Source organism: Ectobacillus antri (assembly GCF_003852715.1).
In the GTDB taxonomy this organism is placed as follows: Bacteria; Bacillota; Bacilli; order Bacillales; family Bacillaceae_G; genus Ectobacillus; species Ectobacillus antri.
Genome location: NZ_RIAV01000002.1, coordinates 337424 through 349085 on the forward strand (window position 1 = coordinate 337424; position 11662 = coordinate 349085).

Genomic DNA, 11662 nt, shown 5'->3' on the forward strand with positions numbered 1-11662 from the left:
TGTTTATGATAGACTTATATATACAAAAATCCAACAGGTAGTGTAAGAAAGGATACAATTCGTATAGAAAATCAATTATAATAAGTCTAAAATACATATAAAAGGAACGAGAACCGTGAGAGAAGATCGAGAAGCACTCATTTTACATCTGTCGGCGTCTTTTCGCCAAATGTTTCGTATGTTGCAACAGGATATTAATGAATTGTTTGATGAGTACATGCCATGGAATGAATTTTCGGTTTTACGTGCTTTGTATACAAAAAGTCCGCAAATGGCATCTCAAATCGCAAGTGAAGTAAATGTAACCTCCAGCCACATTACAGCAGTAACAGACCGTCTCGTTCGTAAAGAACTTGTCATTCGTAAGCGCTCTGATTCAGATCGTCGAATTGTGTATTTGGAGATTACGGAAAAAGGTAAGGGTGTGGCACGTGAGCTAGAAGAGCGACGAAGGCAGTACTATAAAGAACGATTCGCACAGTGGAGCGATGAAGAAATGCGAATGGTTGTAGAATTATTTGAACGTGTATTATAACAGACTCTTTAGAAGACAAAAGAAATATCGTCTTCTAAAGAGTCTGTTTTTGTATATAAAAGTTAGTATATTTACTGCAACTTTATTCCATACTTTGGATATTATGTAAAGAAAGGGGGTAAATAATGATTCGATTTGTACTTACAGTAGCTGTTTACACATGGTTTACTATACCTGTTGCTGCACAGGAGTTAACACCTTCTCTTATTATTGAGAAGGAAATGAAATATTTAAATACACATAATTATCTGAAATATTCAAGCTTATGGACCAAAGCGATGCAAAATGAAGTGCTATTCATTCATAGTCCTAAAGACAAAAATACCATTTTTAACATAAAAGAAGCATCCTTAGTGACGGAGCAAGAGTTGTCTGTTCCGCAAGCAATGCAGCATATACCTCGTTTATCTAAATATATTTCACACTTCGGATCGCATAACGTACAAGTGCGCTATGTAGAGGTTTTATATAAAGTAAAGCAAGAAACGAATCGTCAGCGCAACGGTGAAAATTGTTTTATACAAGTGTTTGTTAAAGAGCAGGGTACATGGCGAATCGCAGAAAGTGTTCTTGTTCAAAAGCCTATTTTACGTACAAATGCTGCATCTCGTTAAAACTGTATGTAGTTAGATGATTGTATGTTGGTACTACTATATTTATAAAATAAGACCGGTATTGGTACTGGTCTTATTTATATATCAAGGAAAAATAGGTATAAAAATGTATTTTTTGGAAATAATAGGATTGATATTGATTGGAGGTATATTGATGAACAGACTCTTCGGTATTTTCGTATGTTTTGCCCTATTGTTCCCAGCGCAGTCGGGATTTGCACAATCTGAAAACACTTCTCAAAAACCAGCTTCTCCAAACCTTGTAGACAATGTATCCTCCGCGGTATTACTGGAGCAAGATACAGGACAGGTACTATTTGAAAAGCAGGGAAACGAAAAATTACCGCCTGCCAGTATGACAAAAATTATGACAATGCTGCTCATTATGGAGCAAATTGAAAGCGGCAAGTTGAAACTTACTGACAAAATACGTACCAGTGAATTTGCTGCATCCATGGGAGGCTCGCAAATTTTTCTTGAACCAGGTGAAGAGATGACCGTGGACGAAATGCTAAAAGGTATTGCAATTGCCTCAGGCAATGATGCGTCTGTAGCTATGGCGGAGCATATTGCTGGTTCTATGGAAGCCTTTGTGAACATGATGAACAAGAAAGCAAAAGATTTAGGGCTTAAGAATACCCAGTTTCAAAATCCAACGGGTTTGCCTGCAAAAGATCACTACTCTACTGCATACGATATGGCTGTGATGGCGAGAGAATTGATGAAGTATCCACTTATCCGTCAATATACAGGAAAGTATGAAGATTATTTACGAGAAAGCACAGAAAAGAAATTTTGGCTTGTAAACACCAATAAACTAGTTCGTTTTTATCCAGGTGTCGATGGTGTCAAAACAGGTTTTACCACAGAGGCGAGATACTGTTTAACAGCATCAGCAGAAAAAAATGGTATGCGCGCAATTGCGGTTGTTATGGGAGCACCTACATCAAAAGAGAGAAACACACAGGTAACAAAGCTTCTTGATTATGCATTTAGTCAATATACAACAAAGAAATTGTATAAAAAAGATCAAGTAATTGCAAAACTTGAAGTAAGCCGAGGGAAAAAGCAAGCAGTTAATTTGGTTGCCTCCGATAATGTTTCACTACTGCTTAAGCGCGGAGAAAATGCTGCAAAAGTAACAGAAGATATTGTGATGGAAGAACAAGTAAAAGCGCCTATTAAAAAGGGAAGTGTACTAGGTACCTTGGTTATTAAAGCAGGAAATAAAGTCATCGCTAAAGAACCGCTCGTGGCAAACGAAGATATCACAGAGGCAGGTTTATGGGAATTATTTAAAAGAACCATTAGTTTGTTTTCTAAATCTCAATAATATCAAAGCGACTTGATGTCGCTTTGATATTCTCTGTTTGTTGTGTAAGTTTCCTACGAAAAAGCACTTCTTTTGTCGTTAAGAAGGAATAAAGAATCCGTTAAGCGAAAGATGTTCCTATACTTTCCGCGCTGTGCGCCTATAAAGGAGGAAGTAAGAGTGAGCCTTTCAATTAGCATGGAAGTGAAAAGCGACGTTCTATGTATCCGGCTAGAAGGAGAGCTAGATCATCATACTGCTGAAGAGTTACGTACGCAAGTAACAAACATGGTAGAAAAAAACGGTATTCATCATATTGTTTTAAACATGGAACAATTAAGTTTCATGGACAGCTCAGGTCTTGGTGTTATATTAGGTCGATACAAGCATATCAAGAGCTTGGGCGGAGAAATGGTTGTATGTGCCATTTCTCCTGCTGTAAAACGTTTATTTGAAATGTCAGGCTTGTTTAAAATCGTTCGTTTGGAAGCAGATGAAGAACGAGCTCTTGCAACATTGGGGGTGGCATAAATGAAGAATGAGATGCACTTGCAGTTTTCGGCATTAAGTCAAAACGAGTCTTTTGCACGTGTCACAGTTGCTTCGTTTATTGCACAGCTTGATCCTACAATGGAAGAATTGACTGAGATTAAAACTGTTGTTTCAGAGGCTGTTACAAATGCTATCATCCACGGCTATGAAAGCAATCCGGAAGGAATGGTTTATATTTCAGTGGTGCTAGAAGATGGTGCAGTAAAACTTACAATTCGAGATAAAGGAATTGGGATAACGGATTTAGAGGAAGCTAGACAGCCGCTATTTACAACAAAACCTGAATTAGAGCGTTCAGGTATGGGGTTCACAATTATGGAAAACTTCATGGATGAAGTTGAAGTCATCTCTGGTGAAGGCTACGGCACCACAATACATTTGACGAAGTATTTGTCAAAAAGCAACGCTCTATGCAATTAAGGAGATGCGCCTATGGACATAGAGGTGAAAAAGGACACCGGCAAAGTGCATTTAAAGGATCAAGAATTAAAAGAATTGATTTACAGAAGTCAACATGGAGATCAAGTGGCCAGAGACACCTTGGTGCAGACAAATATGAGGCTGGTTTGGTCTGTAGTACAACGATTTATCAATCGAGGGTACGAACCAGAAGATTTATTTCAAATTGGATGTATCGGCTTGTTAAAATCCGTTGATAAATTTGACTTATCATTTGATGTTAAGTTTTCCACGTATGCTGTGCCAATGATTATTGGAGAAATACAGAGATTTTTACGAGATGATGGAACTGTCAAAGTGAGTCGTTCGTTAAAGGAAATCGGAAATAAAGTTAGAAAGAAAAAAGACGAATTAGCTAAATCTTTTGGACGTGTACCTACCATTAACGAGGTTGCGGAGGCTTTAGAGCTTACACCGGAAGAAGTTATTATGGCACAAGAAGCAAGTAGACCTCCTTCGTCTATACATGAAACGGTGTACGAAAACGATGGTGATCCTATCACAATATTGGATCAGATTGCTGACCAATCCGAAGCCAAATGGTTTGATAAATTGGCATTAAAAGAAGCTATTCAGCAGTTAGATGAACGAGAACGCTTAATTGTGTATTTGCGATATTATAAGGATCAAACCCAATCAGAAGTTGCAGAACGGCTAGGTATCTCTCAGGTACAAGTATCAAGACTAGAAAAACGTGTGTTGCAACAAATGAAAGACCGAATAGGCGATTAGCCTGTTCGGTTTTTTTATTTGTTGTGTTAAAGCTGAATGTTAGTAATCTGTAGCTGTTGATTAGAGTATAGGGATGTTACAAAAAATGAACTCATGGAATGTAAAACAACAAGGACTTTTAACAGAGTCTATTTTTTCAGGTACTTGTTTTTTTAGCTTTCCCTGTTCAAGTAAATTTCATTCTCATGATTTGTAAGAAGAGGCTTCTTTCATTTGATGTTAAAAAAGTGGTATCAGAAGATTTTATAACATCCATACTACAAGTACAAAGAAATGCTGAGGGGGTGATTGTGTTGAGACAGCCTGTATATATTAAGATGCGCCAGCGTCTACAAGTATCGCCAGCATATCAGCTTAAACTGCGGGATGTAGCGCAATTATCCGGCAATGAAGAAGTAATCAGTATATTGAAGGATTTAGTTGTATACGAGGTTACGCCTAAAGATAAGACACATGTTGTAATTGACGTAATGAAGGTGATTGAAGTAATTCAATCTCATAAAGAGGATGTAGAGATAAATACAGTTGGTCCTGCCCAAGTCATTGTTGAGATTGTATATGAGAAAAAGAGAGTAAATCCACTGTTTTTTGTAGCTGTATGGTTATTACTATTCTTTGGATCAGGTCTTGCTATTATTTATTTTCACGAGGATGTCAGCATGCAACAAGTACATCAGCGGATCTATAGCATGGTGACAGGGGATTGGGTAAACAAGCCCTTAGTGTTGCAAATCCCTTATTCAATCGGATTGGGACTTGGTATGGTATTGTTCTTTAATCATGTATTTCAAAAGAGAATTAACGAAGAGCCTAGTCCGCTTGAAGTGGAGATGTTTCAGTACCAGCAATCATTAGATCAATACGTAATGATGAACGAAAACAGAGAAAGTATGAAGAAGATTGAAGATCCTTGAATATGTGTTTCTAATTTTTATTGGATTTGCCGGGGGGCTCGCAGTCGGCGGGGGATTTGTTGCGTTTTTGACAGTGCTTGGTGTTATTCCTCGGTTAACACAATTAACGAAAAGCATACAACTCATTCATGTATACGAATGGGCAGTTATTTTTGGGACCTTGTTTGGTGGATGGGTTAGCTTGCGAGATACGATTTTTTTAATATCTGCGTATTGGTTGATCCCCATTGGTTTGTTTTGTGGTGTATTTGTAGGGATGCTTGCTGCCGCATTGACAGAAGTACTGAACGTCTTGCCAATTTTAGCTAAACGGGTAGGAGTAGAAGGGAAAATTGTCATTTTGCTGATGGCGATTGTATTAGGAAAGGTATTGGGTTCACTGTTTCACTGGATCTATTTTATTAAATAGGAGGATTGTTATGGCAATTAAAGATGATTATAAAAATAATATTAAACCTTATCAACCAAAACCACCATATGTGAAGAACTGCCTTAAGGCCTTTTTAGTAGGAGGGATCATTTGTGCAATTGGCGAAGGATTAATGAAATTCTACATTCATTATTTTGATTTTACAGAAAAAAATGCGGGTAATCCTACAGTTGCAACATTGATTCTGCTTTCTGCTATTTTAACGGGGCTCGGGATATATGACCGTCTGGGGCAATTTGCCGGTGCAGGCTCTGCTGTACCAGTAACAGGCTTTGCGAATTCTATGACAAGTGCTGCGATGGAGCATCGCAGTGAAGGAATTGTGCTTGGTGTAGCCACCAATATGTTTAAACTGGCTGGTAGTGTTATTGTATTCGGCGTAGTCGCAGCGTATGTAGTTGGTTTAATTCGTTATACCTTTAAAGTGTTCATGTAGGGAGGGAAAGATAATGAGGCTAACGGGCAAACAAACGTGGGTTTTTGAGAATGAAATTTATGTACAGGAGACTGGAACTGCAGTAGGTCCGAAAGAGGCAGAGGGACCTCTGGGATCTGATTTTGATATAACCTATGATAACTTGCATTGTAATGAGGATAATTGGGAGTTGGCAGAAAGAAGACTTATGAGCGATTCTGTAAGCACAACGTTGCAAAAGGCAACGTTGCAAAATAAGGATATAGATTTCTTTTTGGCAGGTGACTTGCTAAATCAAACTGTCACCGCCAATTATGCGGCAAGACAACTGGGAATTCCGTTCCTTGGCATGTTCGGTGCTTGTTCTACATCGATGGAAACTTTGGCTATAGGCAGTGCTCTAGTTGATGGTGGTTTTGCAAATCGGGTATTGGCAAGTGTGAGTAGCCATAATGCTACCGCTGAGCGTCAGTTTCGTTATCCAACCGAATACGGCGGGCAAAAACCTGACACTGCCACCTTCACAGTCACTGGAGCAGGAACTGCACTTATTAGTTCGGTAAAAAGTCCAATACGTATTATGGCCGCAACACTTGGAAAAGTACAGGATTTAGGAATTACTGATCCGTTTGATATGGGTTCGGCAATGGCGCCTGCAGCGGTACATACAATAGCGCAACACTTTCAGGATTTAGGGCGAACGGCTGCTGATTATGATTTGATTGTAACAGGAGATTTATCAGCTGTAGGCACACCTATTGCGAAGCAAATGTTATTAGAAGAAGGATACGATATGGCAGATGTATACAATGACTGCGGTTTAATGATTTACAACAAAGATCAAGAGGTATTTGCGGGGGGAAGCGGATGCGCTTGTTCAGCCGTTGTAACGTATGGGCATTTACTTAAGGAAATGAAAAAAGGAACGTATAATCGTATTTTGGTTGTAGCAACAGGTGCATTGTTGAACCCTACCATGATTCAACAAAAGGAATCGATTCCTACAATTGCCCATGGGGTTGTATTTGAGCGGGTGAAAGGAGTACAAGCATGAAATTTTTTATGGATTTTGTATATGCATTTGTTATAGGAGGTTTGATTTGTATAGTGGGGCAGCTTTTATTAGATTTAGCTAAGCTGACGCCTGCGCATGTAATGGCTGTATTTGTAGTCATTGGTGCTATTTTAGATGGATTCGGTATTTACGATAATTTTATTCGATTTGCAGGGGCAGGGGCAACGGTACCCATTACAAGCTTTGGGCATTCATTAATGCACGGTGCGATGGTGGCTGCAAAGGAACATGGGTACATAGGAATTGGCATGGGGATATTTCAATTAACATCGGCAGGAATATCAGCGGCTATTCTATTTGCTTTTTTTGCGGCACTTATCTTTAAGCCGAAAGGATAAACGTGATGAAAAGAAAGGTAATTTTAGTAACCGATGGAGATGAATATGCCCAAAGAACGATTGAACATATGGCAAAAGTGTTTGGAGGAAGATGTATTTCTGCCTCCCAAAGTAATCCAACGAGGCTCATCGGAAAAGAAATCGTTCATTTAATTTTAAAAGCGCCACATGATCCGGTGTTTGTTATGTTTGATGATAGTGGGTATATCGGAGAAGGACCTGGTGAGAGGGCACTTCAATATGTGGCGAAGCATCACTCTATCGAAGTACTGGGCATCTTAGCTGTCGCATCAAATACACATCATTCTGAATGGACGCGTGTAGATGTAAGTGTAGATCGACATGGGAATTTAACAGAATATGGTGTTGATAAATCCGGTTTGGCTGACTTGGAAATGGGTCGTATAAACGGGGATACCGTGTATTGTTTGGACAAATTAAATGTTCCGATCATTGTTGGAATTGGTGATATTGGAAAAATGTATATGAACGATGATATAAAAAAAGGTTCTCCCATCACGAGAAAAGCAATTGAGCTCATCTTAGAAAGGAGTGGCTTCTATGTCAATCAAGAAAAAAGAAATAATTGATATCCCCATTTCTTCATATTTAAGTGATAATGAAAACTATCTCAAGCAAACGGTAGGGCTTGGAGTTACATTTGATGTAGGTGTACGTAAATTTAAAATTTTGGGTCGCAATATAGGCGTTTTATTTGTAAATGGGTTGGCAGATACAGGTCTTATCATTCATATTTTTGAAGAACTTGTTAATTTAAATGAGTTAGAATCATATGGACATGATATAGCCATGTCTGTGATTGAAAATAGGTTAATTCATCAGCAAGTTAGTCGGATTAAAACGATGAATGAAGTAACATTGCAAGTATTAAGTGGGCTTATTGTGATATTTATTGAAGGCGAGACAGAGGCACTTGTAGTTGATGTACGGAGTTATCCAGGGCGTACACCAACAGAACCTGATACTGAGAAGGTAGTACGTGGCGCGCGCGATGGATTTGTAGAAAACATTATTGTAAATACAGGACTGATTCGTCGGCGCATTCGTGACCCGCGTCTACGCAATGAAATTATTCGTGTGGGAGAACGCTCACAAACCGATATTTGTATCTCGTATGTACAAGATATTGCTAATCCTGATTTGGTTAAAATTATTAAACAAGAGCTCAGTAACATCCAAATTGATGGTATTACGATGGCTGATAAAACAGTGGAAGAATTTTTAGTCAAGCAAGGATTCAATCCGTTTCCACTTGTTCGATATACGGAAAGGCCGGATGTAGCTGCTAATCATATCCTAGAAGGTCATGTTTTAGTGATTGTTGATACCTCACCAAGCGTAATGATTACACCTACTACATATTTTCATCATGTACAGCATGCAGAAGAATTTAGACAAAACCCTGCCGTAGGAACATTCTTGCGCTGGGTGCGCTTTCTAGGTATTATGTTTTCCTTATTCTTACTGCCATTTTGGCTTGTATTTGTGTTCGATCCGTCGCTGTTGCCACCAAATTTAGCTTTTATTGGACCTAGTAAAGTTACAAATTTACCAACTTTTTTACAAATCATTCTTGCTGAGGTTGGTTTGGAGTTTTTACGAATGGCTTCTATTCATACACCGACCTCACTGTCTAACTCACTTGGCTTAATTTCAGCCATTGTAATTGGACAAATTGCTATTGATGTTGGCTTATTCGTACCGGAAGTCATTTTATATGCTGCAATTTCTGTTATCGGTGCTTATGCTACACCAAGTTATGAACTGAGCTTAGCAAATAAAGTGGCAAAAATTTTCATTGTGCTGTTAACAGCATGGTTGCATGAGAGTGGCTTTATGATTGGCTTAACAATCCTTATTCTTTGGCTAGCGTCAATCCGCAGTTTACAAACACCATATTTATGGCCGTTTTTACCATTTGATGGCGGAGCGCTCATGAAGATTTTTATTCGTCCAACGATGTCTAGTATGAAGGTTAGACCTAGTATTGTTCATCCACAAAATGTCAATCGTACAAAATAGCAGAGAATATCTCTGCTATTTTTTTATATATTCTTAACAAAGTTATCACATATCTTTTGTATACTCTATATATGGTATAGAGTGTGAGTGAACATTAGGATATAGCACAGCTGTACATGTCTTTGTTTGAGTAGCAATATGGTGTGACATTTAGTTATGTTACATTATGCGGTTGTACTTACGGCGATATTAATGAAGAGGTGATAAGATGGTACGACTTTTCGTCAGTGATTTAGATGACACTCTTGTGTATCAAATGAATCAAGTTTGTAATCGAGATAAAAGGGCTTTACAATGGCTTTGGGAACAAGGGACAGATATTTGCTTTGCATCAGGCCGGTTTGCCCATCGTATTCATCATGCTGTTAGAGATTTAGAGATACAATATCATACTGCTAGTCTCAACGGAGCCGTATTAACAACAAAAGATGGTGTATTGTTACATGAAGAAACTTTCAATCGAACTCTATCGAAAAAAATATACAAATACATTAGTAAAAAACACATGGTCCACATTGCATGTGCAGGAGAAAGTCGATATACAGTCAGAAAAAATCAGAATTATACCTTGTTTGAGCAAGGCAACGGCTTGGAAGTCATTGAAATAGAAGATTTACATGATAGATTGGGAGAAAGTATCTTTCCGTCTAAATTCTTTTTGCACGGGACACAAGATGAAATTGCTCGAGTTGATCATGAATTAAAAGATGTGTTCGGTCATGAAGCGGAGATTGTAATTTCAGGTCCAGGTTTTGTAGACATCATGCCTCCAGGGGTTAATAAAGGGCAAGCACTGCAAAAACTGATGAAGCATTTGCAAGTGTTGCCGCATCAAGTTGCATGCATAGGAGATTCTTTTAATGATATTTCCATGTTTGAAGTAACACCGCATTCTTTTTCATTACATCATGCTCCTGCGTGTGTAAAGCAAAGGGCTACTCATGTTGTTAAATCGGTAGAAGAAGCTGTGATGAAACTAGCTTTTCTATAAATTTAAAAGAAGGCTTGTAAGCCCGAATTTATAAAAAAATAAGCGCACCTTCAGGGTACGTATCACAAACAGCCGTATATCAGTCATTTTTTTCATGAGATATACGGTTATTTTATTTTCTATATATTATTTGGATATTTTTGGAACAGGGCATGTGTTGATTTCATATTGCTGGATCTCTAGATTTGGAAGATCCGTCAGTAACTTCATGAGGTACTGATAGAAATCCATGCCATTTGCTTTTGCAGTGTCTACAATGCTCAGACAGATAGTGTTGGCCTCGACACCAGCTTCACTTACGGAAAACAGCCAGTTTTTTCGAAAATGACATTCGGACGAATGGCGTTTTCAGCTAGATTATTGTCTATTTCAATGCGCCCATCGTTCAAGAATACTGTAATGCTTTGCCACGTATGATCTGTGCTGTTTGTAACAGATTGTTTTTACCCATGTTAAATACGCTACACTTTCGCAGGGATAAATATATCTTCCTCGCGTAATGGATCGTTTCTTTTTTGAAATGCTTCGTACAACATTATAAGAGGTTGTCTGTTGGTGTTGTTCATCTGTGCCACTGAAGAATGTTTTAGTCTTGCCTGTTTTCATCGTTCTAGTTGTTATTCATAATTTGGTGGGATCTTTTATTTGTATCAATGCGTGTGTTCATTTTGATAGATCTTATACGTTAATAAACTTAGAACTGTAGGGATGAACAATATTGCGGTACACCTAACCTCAGATGTGTGCTCGCACGTGGTCCGCGAGCCATTCTCGCGGTACACCTAACCTCAGATGTACGCTCGCACGTGGTCCGCGAGCCGTTCTCGCGGTACACCTAACCTCGGATTTATCCTCGCACGTGGTCCGCGAGCCGTTCTCGCGGTACACCTAACCTCAGATGTACGCTCGCACGTGGTCCGGTAGCAGCTCTTGCGGTACACCTAACTTCAGATGTGCGCTCGCACGTGGTCCGCGAGCCGTTCTCGCGGTACACCTAACCTCAGATGTACGCTCGCACGTGGTCCGGTAGCAGCTCTTGCGGTACACCTAACTTCAGATGTACGCTCGCACGTGGTCCGCGAGCCGTTCTCGCGGTACACCTAACCTCAGAATCGCGCTCGCACGTGGTCCGCAAGCCATTCTCGCGGTACACCTAACTTCAGATGTGCGCTCGCACGTGGTCCGCGAGCCGTTCTCGCGGTACACCTAACCTCAGATGTGCGCTCGCACGTGATCCGGTAGCCGTTCTCGC

General features: G+C 39.3%; 14 protein-coding genes and 1 pseudogene. 14 read left to right on the forward strand and 1 reads right to left on the reverse strand.

All coding sequences use genetic code 11. The features are described 5' to 3' along the window. The first annotated feature begins 115 nt into the window (after positions 1-115). The 14 genes from EEJ45_RS04200 (at position 116) to EEJ45_RS04265 (ending at position 10410) form a co-directional block, all read left to right on the forward strand. Entirely contained in the window at positions 116-535 is a 420-nt protein-coding gene (locus EEJ45_RS04200; RefSeq protein ID WP_124563526.1) for a MarR family winged helix-turn-helix transcriptional regulator, read from the forward strand. A gap of 125 nt (positions 536-660) precedes the next feature. Then, positions 661-1149, forward strand: a complete 489-nt coding sequence (locus EEJ45_RS04205; RefSeq protein WP_124563527.1) for a DUF4829 domain-containing protein — start codon at positions 661-663, stop codon at positions 1147-1149. 154 nt (positions 1150-1303) lie between these two features. Beyond that, a complete protein-coding gene (locus tag EEJ45_RS04210; protein ID WP_124563528.1) occupies positions 1304-2482 on the forward strand; it encodes a D-alanyl-D-alanine carboxypeptidase family protein in 1179 nt (392 codons plus the stop codon). A gap of 159 nt (positions 2483-2641) precedes the next feature. Further along, positions 2642-2992 (forward strand): anti-sigma F factor antagonist, encoded by a 351-nt coding sequence (gene spoIIAA / locus EEJ45_RS04215; protein ID WP_124563529.1) that lies wholly within the window; start codon positions 2642-2644, stop codon positions 2990-2992. After that, positions 2993-3433 (forward strand): anti-sigma F factor, encoded by a 441-nt coding sequence (spoIIAB, locus tag EEJ45_RS04220; protein ID WP_124563530.1) that lies wholly within the window; start codon positions 2993-2995, stop codon positions 3431-3433. It abuts the gene before it with no gap. Positions 3434-3445: 12 nt separating this feature from the next. Further along, positions 3446-4204 carry an RNA polymerase sporulation sigma factor SigF gene (gene sigF, locus EEJ45_RS04225; RefSeq protein ID WP_124563531.1) on the forward strand — a complete coding sequence of 253 codons (759 nt, stop codon included), beginning with the start codon at positions 3446-3448 and terminating at the stop codon, positions 4202-4204. Positions 4205-4497: 293 nt separating this feature from the next. Continuing rightward, the gene (locus EEJ45_RS04230) at positions 4498-5118 is read left to right on the forward strand and encodes a stage V sporulation protein AA (protein ID WP_124563532.1); all 621 of its coding nucleotides are present in this window, start codon (positions 4498-4500) and stop codon (positions 5116-5118) included. Beyond that, positions 5111-5527, forward strand: coding sequence for a stage V sporulation protein AB (locus tag EEJ45_RS04235; protein ID WP_187695346.1), 417 nt, complete (start codon positions 5111-5113; stop codon positions 5525-5527). The genes EEJ45_RS04230 and EEJ45_RS04235 overlap by 8 nt, the downstream gene beginning before the upstream one ends. A gap of 10 nt (positions 5528-5537) precedes the next feature. Beyond that, positions 5538-5984, forward strand: coding sequence for a stage V sporulation protein AC (spoVAC, locus tag EEJ45_RS04240; protein WP_124563534.1), 447 nt, complete (start codon positions 5538-5540; stop codon positions 5982-5984). 13 nt (positions 5985-5997) lie between these two features. Then, entirely contained in the window at positions 5998-7017 is a 1020-nt protein-coding gene (gene spoVAD / locus EEJ45_RS04245) for a stage V sporulation protein AD (protein ID WP_124563535.1), read from the forward strand. Between the two features lie 8 nt (positions 7018-7025). After that, positions 7026-7376, forward strand: coding sequence for a stage V sporulation protein AE (gene spoVAE, locus EEJ45_RS04250; RefSeq protein WP_124563561.1), 351 nt, complete (start codon positions 7026-7028; stop codon positions 7374-7376). Between the two features lie 5 nt (positions 7377-7381). Then, a complete protein-coding gene (spoVAEA, locus tag EEJ45_RS04255) occupies positions 7382-7966 on the forward strand; it encodes a stage V sporulation protein SpoVABEA (RefSeq protein ID WP_124563536.1) in 585 nt (194 codons plus the stop codon). Further along, complete coding sequence (locus tag EEJ45_RS04260) at positions 7938-9419, forward strand: spore germination protein (RefSeq protein ID WP_380018250.1); 1482 nt, start codon at positions 7938-7940, stop codon at positions 9417-9419. Before spoVAEA ends, EEJ45_RS04260 begins: the two co-directional genes overlap by 29 nt. Before the next feature lie 208 nt (positions 9420-9627). Beyond that, positions 9628-10410: a Cof-type HAD-IIB family hydrolase gene (locus tag EEJ45_RS04265; protein ID WP_124563537.1), complete on the forward strand. Its 783-nt coding sequence runs from the start codon at positions 9628-9630 to the stop codon at positions 10408-10410. A 126-nt stretch (positions 10411-10536) separates the two neighbouring features. On the opposite strand, the pseudogene EEJ45_RS18575 reads toward EEJ45_RS04265, so the two are convergent. Then, positions 10537-10799, reverse strand: a pseudogene (locus tag EEJ45_RS18575) (IS66 family transposase); the annotation flags it as partial. Between the last annotated feature and the right edge of the window lie 863 nt (positions 10800-11662).